Annotated in this window: 16 protein-coding genes and 1 pseudogene; 13 read left to right on the top strand and 4 right to left on the bottom strand. The window is 62.2% G+C overall.

Features of this window, described 5'->3' with window-relative positions; all coding sequences use genetic code 11:
* The 8 genes from GE300_RS20860 to GE300_RS20825 all read left to right on the top strand — a co-directional run.
* A partial coding sequence (locus tag GE300_RS20860; RefSeq protein WP_233417261.1) for a recombinase zinc beta ribbon domain-containing protein occupies positions 1–645 on the top strand: 645 nt, incomplete at its 5' end.
* Positions 642–1,031 carry a hypothetical protein gene (locus GE300_RS20855; RefSeq protein WP_325063346.1) on the top strand — a complete coding sequence of 130 codons (390 nt, stop codon included), beginning with the start codon at positions 642–644 and terminating at the stop codon, positions 1,029–1,031. The genes GE300_RS20860 and GE300_RS20855, both read left to right, overlap by 4 nt.
* Before the next feature lie 90 nt (positions 1,032–1,121).
* Entirely contained in the window at positions 1,122–1,319 is a 198-nt protein-coding gene (locus GE300_RS20850; RefSeq protein WP_154449422.1) for a type II toxin-antitoxin system Phd/YefM family antitoxin, read from the top strand.
* On the top strand, positions 1,316–2,827 hold the full coding sequence (locus GE300_RS20845; RefSeq protein WP_154449421.1) for a type I restriction-modification system subunit M: 1,512 nt from the start codon (positions 1,316–1,318) through the stop codon (positions 2,825–2,827). Before GE300_RS20850 ends, GE300_RS20845 begins: the two co-directional genes overlap by 4 nt.
* The gene (locus tag GE300_RS20840; protein ID WP_154449420.1) at positions 2,824–4,323 is read left to right on the top strand and encodes a type I restriction-modification system subunit M; all 1,500 of its coding nucleotides are present in this window, start codon (positions 2,824–2,826) and stop codon (positions 4,321–4,323) included. Before GE300_RS20845 ends, GE300_RS20840 begins: the two co-directional genes overlap by 4 nt.
* Positions 4,316–5,512, top strand: a complete 1,197-nt coding sequence (locus GE300_RS20835; protein ID WP_233417260.1) for a restriction endonuclease subunit S — start codon at positions 4,316–4,318, stop codon at positions 5,510–5,512. The genes GE300_RS20840 and GE300_RS20835 overlap by 8 nt, the downstream gene beginning before the upstream one ends.
* The gene (locus tag GE300_RS20830) at positions 5,509–8,472 is read left to right on the top strand and encodes a type I restriction endonuclease subunit R (protein ID WP_325063345.1); all 2,964 of its coding nucleotides are present in this window, start codon (positions 5,509–5,511) and stop codon (positions 8,470–8,472) included. Before GE300_RS20835 ends, GE300_RS20830 begins: the two co-directional genes overlap by 4 nt.
* Positions 8,473–8,489: 17 nt before the next feature.
* The gene (locus GE300_RS20825; protein WP_154449418.1) at positions 8,490–9,785 is read left to right on the top strand and encodes a hypothetical protein; all 1,296 of its coding nucleotides are present in this window, start codon (positions 8,490–8,492) and stop codon (positions 9,783–9,785) included.
* A gap of 422 nt (positions 9,786–10,207) precedes the next feature.
* Here GE300_RS20825 and GE300_RS20820 read toward each other — a convergent pair whose 3' ends face one another.
* From GE300_RS20820 to GE300_RS20810, 3 genes are all read right to left on the bottom strand, one after another.
* Positions 10,208–11,371, bottom strand: a complete 1,164-nt coding sequence (locus tag GE300_RS20820) for a mandelate racemase/muconate lactonizing enzyme family protein (protein ID WP_154449417.1) — start codon at positions 11,369–11,371, stop codon at positions 10,208–10,210.
* Positions 11,372–11,489: 118 nt separating this feature from the next.
* Positions 11,490–12,392: a LysR family transcriptional regulator gene (locus GE300_RS20815; RefSeq protein WP_154449416.1), complete on the bottom strand. Its 903-nt coding sequence runs from the start codon at positions 12,390–12,392 to the stop codon at positions 11,490–11,492.
* Between the two features lie 54 nt (positions 12,393–12,446).
* Positions 12,447–13,379: a LysR family transcriptional regulator gene (locus GE300_RS20810; RefSeq protein ID WP_154449415.1), complete on the bottom strand. Its 933-nt coding sequence runs from the start codon at positions 13,377–13,379 to the stop codon at positions 12,447–12,449.
* Positions 13,380–13,607: 228 nt separating this feature from the next.
* On the opposite strand from GE300_RS20810, the gene GE300_RS20805 reads away from it, so the two are divergent.
* From GE300_RS20805 to GE300_RS20790, 4 genes are read left to right on the top strand one after another with little or no spacing between them, the layout of a single operon-like run.
* Positions 13,608–14,561, top strand: coding sequence for a tripartite tricarboxylate transporter substrate binding protein (locus GE300_RS20805; RefSeq protein ID WP_154449414.1), 954 nt, complete (start codon positions 13,608–13,610; stop codon positions 14,559–14,561).
* 12 nt (positions 14,562–14,573) lie between these two features.
* Positions 14,574–16,577, top strand: coding sequence for a tripartite tricarboxylate transporter permease (locus GE300_RS20800; RefSeq protein WP_154449413.1), 2,004 nt, complete (start codon positions 14,574–14,576; stop codon positions 16,575–16,577).
* Positions 16,578–16,591: 14 nt separating this feature from the next.
* Positions 16,592–17,674, top strand: coding sequence for a tartrate dehydrogenase (locus GE300_RS20795; RefSeq protein WP_154449412.1), 1,083 nt, complete (start codon positions 16,592–16,594; stop codon positions 17,672–17,674).
* Positions 17,675–17,684: 10 nt separating this feature from the next.
* Positions 17,685–18,758 carry a tartrate dehydrogenase gene (locus GE300_RS20790; RefSeq protein ID WP_154449411.1) on the top strand — a complete coding sequence of 358 codons (1,074 nt, stop codon included), beginning with the start codon at positions 17,685–17,687 and terminating at the stop codon, positions 18,756–18,758.
* A gap of 98 nt (positions 18,759–18,856) precedes the next feature.
* Here GE300_RS20790 and GE300_RS20785 read toward each other — a convergent pair.
* Positions 18,857–19,372 (bottom strand): annotated as a pseudogene (locus GE300_RS20785) (YcbK family protein); the annotation flags it as partial.
* Between the two features lie 5 nt (positions 19,373–19,377).
* Between GE300_RS20785 and GE300_RS20780 the strand changes: the two are divergent.
* Positions 19,378–19,755 carry a hypothetical protein gene (locus GE300_RS20780; RefSeq protein ID WP_154449409.1) on the top strand — a complete coding sequence of 126 codons (378 nt, stop codon included), beginning with the start codon at positions 19,378–19,380 and terminating at the stop codon, positions 19,753–19,755.
* The last annotated feature ends 29 nt before the right edge of the window (positions 19,756–19,784 follow it).

The raw sequence follows: 19,784 nt of genomic DNA, 5'->3' as shown, positions 1-19,784 counted from the left end.
ATCGACAAGAAATACATCTATCGGATGCTCGGTAACCGCGCCTACATCGGCGAGGCGGTCCACAAGGGCGACAGCTATCCCGGCGAACACGACGCCATCATCGACCGCGAGATGTGGGACCGAGTCCACGCCATCCTGCAGGAGAGCCCGCGCAAGCGCGCGGCCCGCACACGCGCCGACACGCCCGCGCTGCTGAAGGGGCTGCTGTTCGGTCCCGATGGCGCCGCCTTCTCGCCGACGCACACCCGCAAGGGCGGGCGGCTGTACCGTTACTACGTCAGCCAGACCGTGCTGAAGCATGGTGCTGGTGCGTGTCCGGTCGGCCGCGTGCCCGCGGGCGCGATCGAGGCCGCAGTCATCGACCAGTTGCGGGCTGTGTTTCGTCAGCCCGAGATCATTGCGGGGACATGGAAAGCGGCCCGCACCCATGCCGCCGACATAACGGAAGCCGACGCGCGTGCCGCCCTGCAGCAACTCGACCCGCTGTGGGACGAACTCTTCCCCGCCGAACAGGCCCGCATCGTGGCGCTGTTGGTCGACCGTGTCGACATAGGCACGGACGGGCTCAACGTCGGGCTCCGCGTCGACGGACTCAGTAGCCTCGCTCGCGAGATGCTGGCCGGGGGCATCGGAGAAGCGGCGTGACCCGCGTGTCGCCGATCCCCGAGATAGTGACGCTCCACGTCCCGTTCCGCGTCGTGAAGCGCGGTGGACGCAAGGAAATGCACCTGCCCGATGGTTTCCGGCCAGACCGCAAAGCGGACAACACGCTGGTCAAGGCGCTGGCCCGCGCCTTCCGCTGGAAGCGGATGCTCGAGTCGGGTGAGTTCGCCACCATCGCTGAACTGGCCGAGCGCGAGGGGATCGCGACGTCCTATATGACGCGCATCCTGCGCCTGACGCAGCTTGAGCCTGGCATCATTGAGGCGGTTCTCGACGGACGGCAGAACGATGCCGTTACGCTTGCGCGACTTATGGACCCGTTCCCGATCAGCTGGATCGAGCAGAAGAACATCTTCTTCGGCACCTGAACACCTCGCTGCACAATCTCACGCCACTGCTGCTATTGCTTCATTGGGCCAAATTGGCCAAAAGTGTCGAAGGCATAGGCGGGGAGTCGAATGCAGACCCTGAGCGCGAAAGACGCGAAGTACGGCTTCGGACGGTTGATCGATCTCGCCCGAGCCGAGCCGGTGGCGGTGGCCAAGCACGGGCGGACTGTCGTCGTCGTGTTGGCCGTCGAGGAGTATGAACGGCTGAAGGCGGTCGAGGCCGGCGTAGCCCCCAAAGCCCCCGGTGGCGCTCAGAGTGAAGAATGAACGATTCGTTGAACAATGGTCTGCAATTGAAATCTGCGATGTGGGACGCCGCGAATACTCTTCGCGGCTCCGCTGTCGATCGGACGGATTGGAAGGGTTACATTCTTCCTTTGCTGTTCTTCAAGCGCATCTCCGACGTCTGGGACGAAGAGACGGCTGAGGCTCGGGAGATCTATGGCGAAGCGGACCCCTCCCTGTTTCCGGAGGTGCACCGTTTCGTGCTGCCTGAAGGCTGTCACTGGAACGACATCAGAGAAGTTCCGGCCAACGTCGGCGCGGCTCTCCAGAAGGCCATGCAGGAGATCGAGCGAGCCAATCCGGACACGCTGTTCCGCGTATTCGGTTCGGCGGACTGGGGCAACAAGGAGAAGTTTTCCGACGAGTTGCTGAAGGATCTGATCGAGGGGTTTTCCGAGATCGGGCTCGGCAACACCACCGTCAGCACCGACGTGCTGGGCGACGCCTACGAATATCTGGTGGGCAAGTTTGCCGACGTCACCCGCCGCAACAAGGCGGGCGAGTTCTACACGCCGCGTAGCGTCGTGCGCATGATGGTCGAAATCCTCGACCCCCAGGAAAGTGAAAGCATCTACGACCCCGCCTGCGGCACGGGCGGCATGCTGCTCGGGGCTATCGAGCATGTCATGCGCAAGGGCGGCGACCCGCGGACCTTCTACGGGAAGATCTATGGCCAGGAGAAAAACCTGACCACCGCCGCCATCGCCCGGATGAACCTTGTCCTGCACGGGATCGAGGACTTCCAGGTGGCCCGTGAGGACACATTGCGGAACCCGGCCTTCACGGATTCCAGCACCGGCGGTCTCGCCACCTTCGACTGCGTCATCGCGAACCCGCCGTTCTCGCTCAAGGAATGGGGACGTGACCTGTGGGAGGCCGACCCCTGGGGCCGCGCACAGTACGGCATCCCGCCGGAAAGCTATGGCGACTACGCCTTTGTCCAGCACATGATCGCATCCATGGCGCCCACCGGGAACAGCCGCATGGCCGTCGTCCTGCCGCAAGGCGCGCTGTTTCGGAAGTCTGCCGAAGGCTCGATCCGGCAAGCCCTGTTGGAAAAGGACATGGTCGAGGCGGTCATCGGCCTTGCGCCGAACCTGTTTTACGGGACGCAGCTGGCTGGGTGTGTCGTCATCCTGCGCCGCAAGAAGCCCGAGGCCCGCAAGAACAAGGTCCTGATCATCGACGCCTCCAGCCTGTTCCGCAAAGGCCGGGCGCAGAACTTCCTCGATCAGGAGCACAGCGACCAGATCGTCGACTGGTACCGCGCGTTCGAGGATGTCGAGGATCGCGCCAAGGTGGCGACGCTGGACGAGATCAAGAAGGAAGGCTGGACGCTGAACATCTCACGCTACGTTCTGCCACCCATTGGCCAGGATATCCCGCCGCTGCCTGAGGCCGTCGAGGCATTCAAGACGGCGCTGGCCGACGCCCGGGAAGCCGAGGACCACCTGCGCAAGGTGCTGGTCGAAGGGGGGTGGCTGCAATGAGCGGGCTGACCCAGCGCGAACTCGAAAGCTATCTCTGGGGCGCGGCCACCTTGCTGCGCGGTCTCATCGATGCCAGCGACTACAAGCAATACATCTTCCCGCTGTTGTTCTTCAAACGCCTGTCCGACGTCTGGGACGGTGATTACCAGCAGGCACTCGATGAAACCGGCGACGAGGGCTATGCCACCGACACCGCCAACGACCGCTTCGTGATCCCCGAAGGCGCGCACTGGAACGACGTGCGCGCGGCACCGCGCGATGTGGGGCGGGCTTTGCTGTCGGCCTTCCTCGCCATCGAGGCCGCCAACCCCGAACGCCTGCAGGGCGTCTTCGGCAACGCAAACTGGACCGACAAGGCCCAGACGCCCGACAGCACGCTGAAGAACCTGATCGAGCACTTCTCCAAGCACGACCTGACCCTTGCCGCCGTGCCCGAGGACGAGCTTGGCAACGGCTATGAATACCTGATCAAGAAATTTGCCGACGACAGCGGCCATACCGCGCAGGAGTTCTACACCAATCGCACCCTCGTTCACCTGATGGCGCAGATGCTGGAACCCCAGCCGGGCGAAAGCATCTATGACCCGACCTGCGGCACCGGGGGCATGTTGATCTCGTGCCTGGCCGAGGTGAAGCGACGCGGCGGCGACATCCGCACAACCGGCCTTTACGGGCAGGAGCTGATCACCATCACCGCCGCCATCGCGCGCATGAACCTGGTCATCCATGGCGTGGACGATTTCCACATCGCCAGCGGCAATACGCTGGCCACGCCCGCCTTCGTGCAGGGCGACCGGCTGCGCACCTTCGACGTCGTCCTCGCCAATCCGCCCTATTCCATCAAGAAATGGAACCGTGGCGCGTGGGAGCAGGATGCCTGGGGCCGCAACTTCCTTGGCACCCCGCCGCAGGGGCGGGCGGATTACGCCTTCTTCCAGCACATCCTGTCGTCGATGCACCCGAAATCCGGGCGCTGCGCGATCCTGTTTCCGCATGGCGTGCTGTTCCGCAATGAAGAGGCCGAGATGCGGCGCAGGCTGGTCGAATCCGACCGGGTCGAATGCGTGCTGGGGCTGGGGCCGGGGCTGTTCTACAACTCGCCGATGGAGGCCTGCGTGGTGATTTGTCGGTCGCAGAAGCCAGATGCCCGCAAGGGGCGCATCCTGTTCATCGACGCGGTGGCCGAGATTGCGCGCGAACGGGCGCAAAGCTTTCTGCGCCCCGAACATCAGGCGCGCATCCTGTCGGCCTATCACGTCTTTGCCGATGAGCCCGGCTTTGCCGCGGTGGCGGATGTGGCCGATGTGCTGGCAGAGGCCGGCAACCTGTCGATTGCCCGCTATGTGAAGCGGCCCAAGGCGGCGGTGGCGGGTGGTGCCACGCTGGCGGCGACCTGGGCGGCGTTTGATGAGGACGGGCGCGACTTCTGGACAGGCATGGACGCGCTGGTGGACATGCTCGATGGCCTGACGCCTGCGGAGGATGCCGATGCTTGAGCGGCCGATTTCCAAGGCGGCATGGACGCGCGTCGCCTTTGGCGACGTGGTCCGCAAGGTCAACGACAAGGTCGATCCGTGGGACTCCGGGCTGGAACGCTATGTCGCCGGGGAACACATGGACACCGACGATCTGCGCATCCGGCGCTGGGGCCTGATCGGGGACGATTACCTCGGACCGGCGTTCCACATGCGGTTCAAGCCGGGGCATGTGCTGTACGGGTCGCGTCGGACCTATCTGCGCAAGGTGGCGCTGGCGGATTTCGAGGGAATCACGGCGAACACGACCTTCGTGCTTGAAACGAAAGACCGCGCAAGACTGATGCCCGAACTGGTGCCTTTTCTGATGCAGACCGAAGCGTTCCACAGCTATTCGATCAAGCATTCGAAAGGGTCGGTGAACCCCTACATCAACTTCTCGGACCTTGAAGCTTTCGAGTTCCTGCTGCCGCCGATCCAGGAGCAGGCGCGGTTGGTGGAGGCGCTTTCGGCATATCGAAATGCTGATGAAGCCCTTGGCGCTGCCGCCGAAAATCTTGCCGCAACGCGGTCTGCCTATGTCAGCCATGTCATCAGTCAAAACGGTGAAGCTGCGGAAAAGGTCCGCGTAGGCAGCCTGCTAGTGGATGGCCCGACCAATGGCCGCTCGCCCGCACCCAGTGACAGCGAAACGGGGTTCAAGACCGTAAGCATCAGTGCGATCCGAGATGGTGTTTTCGATCCGGAAGGGTGCATCAAGTTCGTAGAAATGACGCCGGCCGAGGCGCGTCCGTTTATCGTCCAATCAGGGGACATTTTCGCTGTCCGTGGGAACGGCAACCGCGATATCTGCGGTAAAGTCGGGATCAGTCGGCAAACACACCCCGATCTGGTTTACCCGGATTTGCTGATCCGGATGCGGTTCGATCCGTCGCGGCTGCTGACTGATTTCGTTGTTGCGCAATGGAACCACCCCGCCGTCCACGGTCGCCTGATTTCTCGGGCGAAGTCGTCGAACGGAATCTGGAAGGTGAACGGGCAAGACATCCGCGCGCACACGCTTGTGGTTCCGCCGATGGACGCGCAGCGAGAAGCTGTGCAGTTTCTTGGCGCGCTCGATGTGCAGGCCAACGCGATACAGGCCCGATTTGCGACATTGCGAGACATGAAGCGCGAATTGTTCAAAGCGATTTCCGGAGGTGTTGAGTGACTTTCACTGAAGCCAATACCGTCGAAGCCCATCTGCGCGACCTTCTCGCGGGCACGCCCTCGACACGCCCGGCGCAACTCGCGACTGGCCTCGCCCGGACTGGCGGCAGGATCGCGGGCCTCGGCTGGCATTACGTTGCCCCCGCCGACCTTCCCCGCCAGCCGCAAGAGGTGCTGGTCGAACCTCATCTGCGCGACGCCCTGATCCGCCTGAACCCCGACATCGCCGCAAACCCCGGCCGGGCCGATGACGTGCTCTACCGCCTGCGCGCCATCGTCATGAGCGCGCGGTCGGACGGGCTGGTGAAGGCGAACGAGGAATTCGCCGCGTGGCTGCTGGGCGAACGGTCAATGCCGTTTGGCACGAATGGCGAACACGTCACCATCCGCCTGATCGATTTCGACGAGATCGAGAAGAACAGCTTCGTCGTCACCCAGCAGTTCACCATCCGTGCGGGCAAGACCGAAAAGCGTGCCGATCTGGTGCTGCTGGTCAACGGCATTCCGCTGGTGCTGATCGAGGCCAAGACGCCGGTGCGGTCCAGCCAAAGCTGGCTCGACGCCGCCATCCAGGTCCATGACGATTACGAGAAGAACGTGCCGGAGCTGTTCGTGCCGAACGTCTTTTCGGTGGCGACCGAGGGCAAGGAGTTCCGCTACGGCTCGGTCCGGATGCCGGTCGACATGTGGGGCCCTTGGCGCGACGGCGACGGCAAGCAATCGCTGGGCGAGGTGGAAAAGGCCGCCTGCTCGATGCTGCGCCCGGCGATGGTGCTCGACATGCTCGACAGCTTCACCGCCTTCGCCACGCAGAAGGGCAAGCACCGCATCAAGATCATCGCCCGCTATCAGCAGGTGGACGGCGTCAACAAGATCGTCGCGCGGGTCGTGGCGGGCCAGCCGCGCAAGGGGCTGATCTGGCATTTCCAGGGGTCGGGCAAATCGCTGCTGATGCTGTTCGCCGCGCGCAAGCTGCGGCTGCACCCGGCGCTGAAGAACCCCACGGTGCTGATCGTGGTGGACCGGATCGACCTCGACAGCCAGATCTCGGGCACCTTCTATGCCGCCGACATGGCCAACATGGTGCGCACGGAAAGCCGCAAGGAACTGGCCGATCTGCTGGGCAAGGATGCGCGGAAGGTGGTGATCACCACGATCCACAAGTTCGCCGAGGCCGACGGCGTGCTGAACGACCGCGACAACATCATCGTGCTTGTGGACGAGGCGCACCGCACGCAGGAAGGCGATCTGGGCCGCAAGATGCGCGACGCGCTGCCGAACGCGTTCCTGTTCGGCCTGACCGGCACGCCTATCAACCGCGCCGACAAGAACACCTTCTACGCCTTTGGCGCCGACACAGACGAAGGCGGCTACATGAGCCGCTATGGCCTGAACGACTCGATCCGAGACGGGGCGACGAAGGAGCTGCATTTCGAGCCGCGGCTGGTGGATCTGCACATCGATCAGAAGGCCATCGAGGAGGCCTATGCCGAGCTGACGCAGGGCCTGACCGACGAGGACCGGGATCGGCTGGGCAAGGCCGCTGCCAAGATGGCGATCTTGGTCAAGGCGCCCGAACGCATCCGCGCGATTTGCGGCGACATCGCCAAGCACTTCCAGGAGAAGGTCGCCCCGAACGGCTTTGGCGCGCAGGTGGTGACCTTCGACCGCGAGAGCTGTCTGCTCTACAAGCAGGAACTCGACCGCCACCTGCCGCCCGAGGTGTCCGACGTGGTGATCTCGGTCAACAGCGGCGAGCCCGAATATGCGGCCTTCAAGCGCGACCGCGATGCCGAGGAGAAGCTGCTCGACCGGTTCCGCGACCCGAAGGACCCGCTGAAGATCATCATCGTGACGTCAAAGCTGCTGACCGGCTTCGATGCGCCGATCCTGCAGACGATGTATCTGGACAAGCCGCTGCGCGACCACACGCTCTTGCAGGCGATCTGCCGGACGAACCGTCCCTATGGCGAGCAGAAGACGCATGGCCTGATCGTCGACTACCTCGGCATCTTCGACGACGTGGCGCAGGCGCTGAAGTTCGACGAGGAGGGCGTGCAAAAGGCGGTGTCGAACATCGCCGAGCTGATCAACGCCCTGCCGACCGCCCTGCAGAAGTGCCTCGCCTATTTCGCGGGCGTAGACCGAAGCCTGACTGGCTACGAGGGCCTGATCGCCGCGCAGGAATGTATCCCGAACAACGACTTGCGCGACGCATTTGCGGCCGATTTCAGCGTTCTGGCGCGCATATGGGAGGCGCTGTCGCCTGATCCGGTGCTGACGCAGTACGAGACCGATTATCGCTGGCTGGCGCAGGTCTACGAATCCCTGAAGCCCTCCAGCGGCACAGGGCGGCTGCTTTGGCATCGGCTGGGTGCCAAGACCATCGAGCTGATCCACGAGAACGTCCATGTGGATGCGGTCCGCGACGACCTCGATACACTGGTTCTGGATGCTGAACTGCTCGAAGCGGTCCTCGGCAACCCTGACCCGGAAAAGAAGGCCAAAGAAATCTCGGTCAAGCTGACGGGCCGCCTACGGAAGCATGCGGGGAATCCGAAGTTCAAGGCGCTGGGCGAGCGCCTGGAGGACCTGAAGAACCGGCATCAGCAGGGTCTCCTGCTGTCGATCGACTTCCTGAAGGAGCTTCTGGCGCTGGCGAAAGACGTGGTGAAGACCGAGCGCGAGACGCCAGAGGAAGAGGACATCGACCGGGGCAAGGCGGCGTTGACCGAGCTGTTCGAGGAAGCACGGAACGGCGACACGCCTGTGATGGTCAAGCGGGTCGTGGACGATATCGACGAGATCGTGCGCGCGGTCAGGTTCGACGGCTGGCAAGCCACGCACGCGGGTGAACGCGAGGTCAAGAAGGCGCTTCGCCAGACGCTCTTTCGCTACAAGCTGCACCAGGACGCAGAGCTGTTCGAGAAGGCATACGGCTACATTCGCGAATATTACTAAGCTGAGGATGGCCGTTAATGGATGATGACCGCACCTTTACCGTAGCCACCGACTCTGCCGTCATCTCACTGATCGAAAGCGCCAAGAGGCGACTGGTCGTCATTGCCCCTGCATTGTCTCGTGCCGTCGCCGATGCGCTTGCGGCACGGTTCGACGAGCTGGAGCATCTCGACATACGCGTAATCGTTGACGCCGATGCCGAGGTCTATCGCCTCGGTTTCGGAGAGCGCGAAGCGCTGGAGGTTATCCGCGATGCCGCTTCAAGGAACTTGCTCGATCTCCGGGTACAGCCCGGTGTACGCATCGGGGTGATCATTTCGGATGAAGACACGATGGTGTTTGCGCCGGTCTCAAAAAACATCGAAGCAGGTTCCGACACAGCAGAAAAACCGAACGCGATCGTTCTCCGCGGTGCCTCAACTGAAAAGCTCGTCCGCGCCTCTGGCGCGCATGCGAACGACGAGTCCCCTTCCGGCGAGATTGGGAATGCAGCGTTGGATCCTGCCAAAGTTGAGGCAATGCAGGCCGACCTTGAACGAAACCCACCTGCCAAGTTCGATATCACGAGGCGCTTGCAGGTATTCTCGTCGCGCGTGGTCTACGTTGAGTTCGAGATCACGGGCTTCGCGCTTAGCCGAAAGCAGGTCCCACTTCCGGAGGACTTCAGCACCGTAAGCGATGCGAATCTCCAAGCCCAGATATCAAGTCGACTGCGGGCGCCGATGGCTGCAGTTGGAGCGGTGCAAGTCACGATAGGCGACGGCAAAGACGTCAAGACGGCACTCGTCGACGACGCCTGGCTCCGCAAGGAACGCAAGCGGATTGAAGACATCTACACCTTTCAGATTGATAATTTTGGCCGTGTGATCCTGCGTGAAGATCGCAAGGACTTTGATGCGGCAGTCCAGGCCTTCCTGACGGTCGTCGGACGATATCATGAGAAAGTCCGCGCTGCGCTGGACTCTCATCGTACCGCTTTTCAACAGAGTTTCGTTGCTGAGTTCCTTCCAAGATGGACGGAGGCTCCGCCCGAATACATGACGCGGTGGGGGAACCAGCCTGACGAAGACAGCCTAAAACTGGAACTAGCGAACCGGGCCAATGAGGTGTTCGAGACGATGCTTGCGTTTGAGCCACCCTCCGTCCGTCTTGTTGAGAAGAACGTCTCCCCGTCGAACGTCGAGGACCCTCGATTTCTCAGTCGGTTGCGCTCCATCATGGAGCGTCGCCGCGTACCAAAAGCTATCATTGACTCGCTGTTCTCGTCAGGAGAAGCCGCGCCCGAGCAGGGAGAACTGCTGCCAAATCGGTGAGAACAACCCCGAAGTGAAGTTCGATCTCTGTTCCTTCCGGGGATGCGCCCCTGAAATCGAAGTGTTCAGCGGGGCACCTGATAAACCGCAGTTTTATCAGGTGCTTGTCAAAACTTTACTGAATTGGCGCAGGCAACAGGTCCGGAGAATATCGACCCCGAGAGACCACTTCCGGGCCGCTTGGCGCCGCCGCCGGTGCTCAGCCCATCCCGCATAACCCTCGAAAACAACGGAAAAATCCGGCCGCAGCCGGATCGGGAGAACGCTTTCGCGAGGGCAAGTGGCGGAGGGGACGGGCCTGAGAGACAACCTTCTCCACCTGCGTGCACGCCCGACTAAGCGTAACGGAGTGTTGGAAAGGTTGACCTGGACGGAAGCTTGGCGCGATGACTCTCGGAATCTCCGTCCAGGCCGCCTGCTGATCATTCCGCCAGTTCCCTCATCACCGTGATCAGGTCGGATTTTCCTTCAAACCCGATGCCGGGCAGATCGGGCATGACGATGTGACCATCCTCGACCTTCACGCCGTCCGGAAATCCGCCGTAGGGCTGGAACAGGTCTGGGTAGCTCTCGTTACCTCCGAGGCCGAGCCCCGCCGCGATGTTCAGCGACATCTGGTGGCCACCGTGAGGGATGCAGCGCGACGGCGACCATCCCGACTGATCGAGGACGTCGAGGGTCCGCAAATATTCCACGAGACCGTAGGACAACGCGCAGTCGAACTGCAGCCAGTCGCGGTCCGGGCGCATGCCACCGTAGCGGATCAGGTTGCGCGCGTCCTGATGCGAGAACAGGTTCTCGCCTGTCGCCATGGGACCGGGGTAGAACTCGGCCATCGCCGCCTGAAGCTGGTAATCCAGCGGATCGCCAATCTCTTCGTACCAGAATAGCGGATAGTTGCGCAGCATCTTCGCATAGGCGATGGCCGTCTCGAGATCGAACCGACCATTCGCATCGACGGCAAGCTGCGCCTGGTCACCGATCTCGGCCAGCACGGCCTCGATCCGGCGCTGATCCTCGTCGATGGAGGCACCACCGATTTTCATCTTCACGACGTTATAGCCGCGATCGAGGTAGCTTCGCATTTCCTTGCGGAGCGCGGAATCGTCCTTGCCGGGATAGTAGTAGCCGCCAGCAGCGTAGACGAAGACCTTCGGATTCGCCTCCAGGCCCTTGCGCTCGGCCAGCAGACGGAAGAGCGGCTTCTCATCGATCTTGGCGATCGCGTCCCATACCGCCATGTCGATCGTGCCGACCGCAACTGACCGTTCGCCGTGGCCGCCGGGCTTTTCGTTCTGCATCATCGCGGCCCAGATCTTGTGGCCATCCAGATTGGTGCCGGCATCGTTCAACAGCGACGCCGGATCGGCCTCGAGGATGCGGTCGCGGAAGCGCTCCCGAATGAGACCGCCCTGACCGTAGCGGCCATTCGAGTTGAATCCGTAGCCGACCACTCGGCGACCACCCCTGACCACGTCGGTCACGACGGCCACGAGACTCGCCGTCATCCTGCTGAAGTCGATGTAGGCGTTCCGGATGGGTGACGAGATCGGTTTGGTGACCTCGCAGATTTCGACAATGCGCATTGGCATGCTCCTTCCCCTATTGCTTGTCGCGCAATGGCGATCGCCTAGGGGGATACCGGATCACCTTGCCCGGACACCAATGCCGATTGAACCTATATTAATGCCGATAACGTATAAATTAATTTGCGTTCCCATCGACCACCTTCAGCCAGAAGGCTTCGCAGTGCGGCGACATGCGGGAGCGCGGGCGATAGATCACGAGTTGCACAGGCACATCCAGGGCCTCCTCTCCGGCGCGGACGAGCTTGCCGAGTTCAATGTCGCTTTCGGCAAGAGACAGAGGAAGAAAGGCGACGCCCTGTCCCTCTTTCGCCATTTCGAGATTGGTCGAGGCCAGAACAGAATTCATCGTCGGCTCGAGGCCTGGCCGCACATGTCCCGCCCAATGCGCCTCAAGGATCGCATGCAGCCCCGAGGCGGCCGCATAAGCTATAAACGGAATCCCGGATGATCCGGGGCCAAGGGTCCACAGGGGTTGGCCGTTCGAATCCGGAGCACAGAGCGGCACCAGCCGATCACTGCCGATGGGATGGCACAGGAACTGCTTTTCCGGAAGACCCTCTGCGCCGGCCGGACTTCGGTGGCAGATGAAGAAGCTGGCATCGCCATTCTGCATGAGCCTGACACATTGCCGATGTGTGTCCGACACCATGCTGAGAGCGCCTATTTCCGCGGGGCCGCCCACTTGCATCAACCATTTCGGAACGAAGGTGTAGGATAGCGCATGCGTGGCCGCGAGATTCAGGCTTCGTTGCGCTCGACCCGCAGCAGCCAGGGCCTCTAGCCGGGCATCCGAGAGCATTCTGACAATGGCTTCAGCCCGGGGCTGGAACACCTTTCCTGCGGGTGTCAGAGCGACCTGACGGGTCGTGCGAAGGATCAGAGGCGTTCGGATTGCTTCTTCGAGGCTCTTGATCCGGCGGCTGAACGCGGGTTGGGTCAGGTTCCGGTTCTGGGCTGCGCGGGAAAAGTTGAACTCGCGCGCCAGCTCCAGAAAGTCCTCGAGAAGTGTGATGTCCATTGGCGCGCCCCCAACTCAATTCATGCATGGTTGGCATGAGTAAGGCAACGCCCGTCATGCGCCCAGGTCTGCGTCGCTGAGTTCAATCGGCGCCCTGGTGTTGGCCTCCCGGATCCGTTCGGCCAGCAGGTCGATGAAGACCCGCACCTTGGCAGTAAGATTGTGGCGCTCGGGGTAGATGGCGGTGATGTTTGCGGTCTGGAAGTAGTCCGGCAGCACGATCTGGAGGCGGCCTTCGCGGACATGGTGGGCGATGTCCCACTCGGACCGGAGCATGATCCCGTGTCCGCGAAGCATCCATTCGCGCGCCATTTCGCCATCGTTCGTGCTGAGCCTCCCGTTTACACGTACCGAGGGACTTTCTCCGCTGCGGTCGTCGAATCGCCAGATGTCATAGATGTCGTGTTCCTGTCGCAGCACGATGCAGTTGTGGTTGCGAAGATCCTGCAGGGACTCAGGTTTCCCATGCATCTCCAGGTATCTCGCCGACGCACACATGAACCTGCGGTTTCTTTGAAGCAGACGCTGGATCAGGTTGCTCGACGGCGGATTGCCGAAGCGGACGTTCAAGTCGAATCCCTGCTCGATGAGGTTCATTGGCGCATCGGTCACGACCAACTGCACTTCGACATCCGGGTACGCGTCGCAGAACGCGGACACCGTTGGAGCGATGTATTCGCGACTGAAGCCGAAGGTTGCGTTCAGCCGAAGCAGACCGCTGGGTTTCTCCTGTCCCGATCTGAGACTGTTCTCCAATTCGTCGATATCGCCCAGCAAACGCATTGCCTTGCTGAAGTAGACCTCGCCTTCGCCGGTGAGGCTGACACGCCGCGTCGTCCGGTTCATCAGGCGGACGCCTAGCCGGCCCTCCAGCCGTGCAAGGCGGCGACTGACAGCAGAGGCACTGATTCCGATCTCACGCGCGGTCTCTACGAAGCTTTCACGCCGGGCAAGAAGCACGAAGAAGCCCAGGTCGCTCTCGCTCATTGCTTACCTCAACGCACTAATGATGTTCCGATTCCGAAATTAACGACTTCGGTGAATTAGTCTAGTGTTGGCTCAGTCCGCCTGTGATGAGGTTGACCGAGTCTTCCAGTGACGAGTTTGGTGGACACTGTCGGCAACGAAGACGTGCGGACAGCCACGGGGGGCAAGCCAACCGGCACCCCTTGATCAAAAAGCTGCGGCTTATAGGCGGCTCGTTAGGAGGAAATCATGAAAACGGCTCTTGTAACCATCGTTACCGGACTGCTGGCGGCCACGCCGCTTGCGGCCCAGTCGGTCGAGGACTTTCCGTCCAAGCCGATGACCTACATCATTCCGTTCAACGCTGGCGGCGAGTCCGACGTTTCGGCACGCTTCCAGCAGTCCGAGTGGGAGAACGTGACCGGCCAGCAGGTAGTCATCCAGTACCAGCCCGGCGCAGGTGGCGCGCAGGCCTGGTCGCAACTCAATTCGCTGCCCGGCGACGGCTACACCATCATGGGCATAAACCTGCCGCATACCGTACTTCAACCATTGGCCGGGTCGGTCGGCTACGCGACCGAGGATCTGACGCCGGTTCACTACTTCCACTACACGCCCGATGCCATCTTCGTCCGCGCAGAGAGCGAGTTCACGTCGCTCGACCAGTTGATCGAACATGCCAAGGAGAATCCCGGCCTTGTCACGTTTGCGGGGTCCGGCTCCAATTCGTCCAACAATCTGGCCGCGATCCGCTTCAACGAGCAAGCCGGCGTGACTACGACATATGTGCCCTTCTCGGGCACTGGCCCCTCGATCACGGCGGTACTTGGCGGATCGACAATGGCCGGTTTCAACTACGCGACATCGGGCGTGAGCCAGGGGGACGCAATGCGCATGCTAGCGGTCGCTTCGGAAGAACGTCTGCCCGCATTCCCCGACGTCCCAACGTTCAAGGAACTCGGATACGACATCGTCGGCGGTGCCTATCGTGGTGTGGCGGTTCCGGCTTCAGCATCCGAGGAACTGCGTCAACGGATTTCGGATATCATTTCCGAGATCAACGCCCAGCCCGCCTTCGTCGAAAAGATGGAGAGCGCCGGATTCGTGCTGACCGACATCGGCTATGACGAGATGGACGAGTTCGTCGCTGCGCGGATCGAGGACTATACGGCCGGCGCCAAGGCACTCGGCATCATCCAGTAAAGGCGTCTGAAGATGGACATTCTCGGCTATCTCCTGAACGCGCTGACCCCGTTCAATTTGATGCTCGCTCTCGTGGGCGTGGTGCTCGGCACCGTGATTGGCGCGTTGCCGGGGCTATCGGCGACGATGGCGGTGGCCGTGCTTGTCCCCTTCACCTTCACCATGGATCCCGCCGCGGGCCTTATCGCCCTCGGCGCGATCTATACCGGTGCGATCTATGGCGGCGCCTATGCAGCCATTCTCGTGAACACGCCGGGAACGCCCTCTGCCATCGCCACGACCTTCGATGGCTTTCCAATGGCGAAACGGGGCGATGGCGGTCTGGCAATATCTGTGGCCACCATCGCCTCGGTCGCCGGCGGCATCGTCGGTGCTGTCGCGCTTCTGGTTCTGGCGCCTCCTTTGGCCAGGGTCGCGCTGGCCTTCGGTCCGACGGAATACTTCTGGCTGGCGATATTCGGCCTGACCCTGATCGCCGCGCTGTCCGTCGGCAACACCGTCAAGGGCCTGATCGGCGCCTGCTTCGGTCTCTTCCTGTCAATGATCGGTGTAGCCGTGGTGGGCGGCGACGTTCGATACACGATGGACATGCAACGCTTCCTCGCAGGCATCGACCTGACCTCGGCGATCATTGGTCTTTACTGCGTGCCGGTGATCCTCGACCTGGTGGCGAATGCCGACCCCCATCTCAAGCCGTCCGAAACGGGCGGGCTGCGGTTCGCCGAAGGGTTTCGCCATTCGCTGAAGCGAAAATTCAACATCGTTCGCTCTTCGGTCATCGGCACCGTCATCGGTATTCTGCCGGGGGCCGGTGGGTCCATCGCAGGGTTGGTGTCCTACTCGGAAGCGCGCCGAAGTTCGGATGATCCGGACAGCTTCGGCAAGGGCAACCCGGACGGTGTGATCGCTACGGAGGCTGCCAACAACGCCACGGTCGGCGGCGGCTTCATCCCGACGCTCGTTCTCGGCATTCCCGGCACACCGCCGGACGCGATCATCCTGGGGGCGCTGCTGGTGCAGGGCATCAAGATCGGGCCCACGCTTTTCACCACAGACGCCAACATCGTCTACACCTTCATCTGGGGGTTGCTTATCGCCACCGTCCTCATGCTGCCCGTCGGCCTGCTGATCGGTCGTTATGCCTATTCCTCCATCACCAAGGTGCCGAAGGCCGTCCTCGTACCGACGGTCGCGTTGCTGACCATCATCGGGGCCTTCGCGATTCACTCCAACGTCGAGGACGCGCAGCTGATGGTCGGTCTCGGCATCCTTGCGTGGGTCCTGAACCGCTACGGCTTCCAGCCGTCGCCGATCGTGCTCGGCCTCGTCCTGGGCTCGATCGCCGAGCAGGGGTTTGTCCAAACCTATCTGATCGGCAATGCATCCGGTCGCCTGACCGAGATGTTCTTCATGCGCCCGATCAGCATCGGCATCATCGGCGCCGCCTTGCTGACGCTGCTTTTCCCGATCTGGTCGGACTGGAAATCGAAGCGCCGCGCCCAGCTTGCACAAGCCGGCGTGCAATTCGCGAATGCTGAAGCCTCGACCATACCAGAGCCGAAACGGCGCGACGTGCCCGGAATGATCTTTGCCGGGCTCTTCGTGATCCTTGGGATCGCGATCTATGTTGGCGCGTCCGCATTGTCGCCACTGGGGGCCGTCTTCCCGATCGCAATCGCTGCCGCTCTCATCGCCTTCTCGGTTCTTTTGATCGTGATGAACCTGCGCCGGCCTGCCGGCGGGCCGGGCGAGACGCTGGATCTCAATGGCGGCGCAATACGGCGCATCGCGCTCGGGATCGTCATGCTGGCATGGGTGCTGCTGATACCGGAGATCGGCTTTCTCGTCACCAGCCTCGCCGCCTTTTTGGCAATCATGATCATTGCTGACTACGACAGGCCGTCCCCGAGAACCTGGGCAATCTGGATCGGCTCGGGCGCATTGATCTGCTTCGGCTTCTGGTGGCTCATGGCCAACGTGCTGCTCCTGCGGATGCCCGCCGGCATGCTTTTCTGAAAGGAACTAACCCGATGACCAGGAAAGAATACAAGCTCGCCGCGATAGGCGGCGACGGGATCGGCGTCGAAGTCGTTGATGCCTGCCTGGAAGTCCTGACCACACTTGCGGATCGCGACGGCAGCTTCACTTTCGGCGTGACCAAGTTCGACTGGAGTACTGACCGCTACAAGCGCACCGGGGCGTTCATGCCCGCAGACGGAGCGGACCAGTTGCGCGCCTTCGACGCCATCCTGTTCGGCGCCGTCGGGGCGCCGGACGTCCCGGATCACCTTACCCTGTGGGGCCTGCGCCTTGCGATCTGCCAGCCGCTCGACCAGTACGCCAACGTCCGGCCCACACGCGTCCTGCCGGGAATCCAGTCGCCGCTGCGCCATGTCAATGGTGGCGAGATTGACTGGGTGATCGTGCGTGAGAATTCCGAGGGCGAATACGCCGGGCAAGGCGGCCGCTCGCATCCGGGGCTGCCGCTCGAAGTGGCAACCGACGTGTCGATCTTCACCCGCGCGGGGATCGAGCGCATCATGCGGTTCGCCTTCAACCTGGCACAATCACGACCGCGCAAGCTCCTCACGGTGGTTACCAAGTCGAACGCGCAACGGCACGGCATGGTGCTCTGGGATCAGATAGCCGCCGAAGTTGCGCGGGAATTCCCGGACGTCACCTGGGACAAGATGCTGGTCGACGCCATGACCGTGCGCATGACGATGAGGCCGGACTCACTCGATACGATCGTCGCAACCAATCTGCACGCCGACATTCTGTCTGACCTTGCGGCCGCGCTCTCGGGCTCCATCGGTGTCGCGCCGACGGCAAACCTCAATCCCGAACGGGACACGCCCTCGATGTTCGAACCAATCCATGGCTCGGCCTTCGACATCACCGGCAAAGGCGTCGCCAACCCGGTCGCGACCTTCTGGACCGCCGCGATGATGCTCGACCACTTGGGCGAAAGGCCGGCAGCGGACCGGCTCATGCGGGCGGTCGAATCCGTCACCTCAAATCCTGATCTGCACACACCCGACCTGGGCGGGAATGCCACGACACGCATGGTCACGGATGCCGTAATCGAGGCCCTTCGCGGTCGAAACGAATGAGAGCTATACGATGACAGACAACCACCTGAAGATTGCGGTCATTCCCGGAGACGGCATCGGCACGGAGGTCGTGCCGGAAGGGCTTCGAGTCCTGAAGGTTGTGGCCAAGCGCCATAACATCGACATCCGCTTCGACGAGTTCGATTTCGCGTCGTGCGAATATTACCAGAAGCATGGGCAGATGATGCCTGACGACTGGAAAGCCCGGATCGGCGGGCACGACGCCCTGTTCTTCGGCGCAGTTGGCTGGCCCGAAACCGTGCCGGACCATGTATCGCTCTGGGGGTCGCTGATCCAGTTTCGCAGGCAGTTCGATCAGTACATCAGCTTGCGCCCGGCGCGGCTCATGCCCGGCGTGCCATGCCCGCTCGTCGGGCGCGATCCCGGCGACATCGACATGTGGATCGTCCGCGAGAACACCGAGGGCGAATATTCCTCGATCGGTGGCAGGATGTTCCCCGACACCCCGCGCGAGGTCGTGATGCAGGAAACGGTGATGAGCCGGGTCGGCGTGGATCGCGTGCTGAAATATGCGTTCGAACTGGCTGCAGCGCGCCCGCGTGCGAAACTGACCTCGGCCACCAAGTCCAACGGCATCTCGATCACCATGCCCTACTGGGACGAACGGGTTGAGGAGATGGCAAAGAACTACCCAGGCGTCAGCGTCGACAAGTACCACATCGACATCCTGACAGCGCAATTCGTGCTGAATCCCGACAGGTTCGACGTGGTCGTAGCTTCGAATCTTTTCGGCGATATCCTCTCCGACCTCGGTCCCGCCTGCACCGGCACTATCGGTATCGCGCCATCAGCAAACATCAACCCCGAACGCGCTTTCCCATCGCTGTTCGAGCCGGTTCACGGGTCGGCACCCGACATTGCGGGTAAGGGCATTGCCAACCCTGTCGGTCAGATCTGGGCTGGAGCGATGATGCTGGACCATCTCGGCCACCCCGAGGCTGCGTCCGATATCGTCTCTGCGATTGAGCGGGTCCTTTCCGCACCCGCATTGCGGACAAAGGATTTGGGCGGGTCGGCGGACACTGTGACGTGTGGCAAAGCCGTGGCTGATGCGCTCGGCTGAAAGACGACTGACGATAATGTTCGGTGCTGCCAACGTGGCGGCCGATCGCTCGAAGGTCGTGGCGCGGCGCCTGCCCGCAGGAAACCGGCGCCCGGCGATCATCGCAGCACTCGCTGCCAGTCATCAAGTCGCGCGTAGATCGTGACCGCGATCCCGCCGAGCGCCACAGCGATGAACACCCAGCGAAGCGTATCCAGATAGGGGACCAGCGGCAGGACGGCGGACTGGGTTTCGGCAAGAACACTCTGCGCGACCTCGACACCCGCAGCGCCCAGCGTCGCAACACCTGCCGCTCCACCGCCCTTCATTGTGCGGCTGTCGGCCAGAACTTCGCGCGCAGGATGCGTGTCGGCTGCAAATGCCGTCGCCCGAACCGGGAACCGCTCGCCCCACTGCCGTGCGGGGCCGAGGTCGATGTGCATGAACCCGGATCGCGGGTAGAACCCGAAGCCGAGGAACCCGACCTCCCGCGCCGCCGCCTCGAATGCCACCGGATCGTGGTTCGCCATGGCGATGTCGAAGGCGGCGCCGTCCAGATGCTTCGACCGGGTCGCGCCGCCCACGGCGCGGTTGTGCTCGGGGCTGCGATAGGCGGAGCGGACGATCAGCGGCTCCACGAATGCCAATTCCGCTGGACGTTCTTGCGCTCTCACAGAAGGACCAATTCGGGATTGACGAGGCGGCGATGCGATTCCGAGAATCGTTCTCGCGGCTGAAGGGCTCAAAGCTAGGAAGCATCCAGCGCAACTACGTTCATGAAGCAGCCAGTCGAGCGCTTTCCTCGGAGGAACCCTGTGAGCTCCGGCACATCCGCGACCGCTTGCACGAGGTCTATCAGGAGCACGAAGCCAAGGAAGACGGCGCCGTCTCAAGCATGGAAGAGTTGTGCCGTTTCCCACTGTTCGAGCCAAAGTTCTCTCCTGCGGACTTTTTCCAGAAGAGCTGGATCATTGAGCTGCCCCCCGAAAATCGGACAGTGACGGAAGCTACGATCTGACGTCTGCTGGTCTCCAAGAACGAGGAGAA

Origin of the sequence: Halovulum marinum (genome assembly GCF_009697225.1) — a bacterium.
Lineage (GTDB): Bacteria > Pseudomonadota > Alphaproteobacteria > Rhodobacterales > Rhodobacteraceae > Halovulum > Halovulum marinum.
This window is presented reverse-complemented; position numbering and strand designations above follow the sequence as displayed.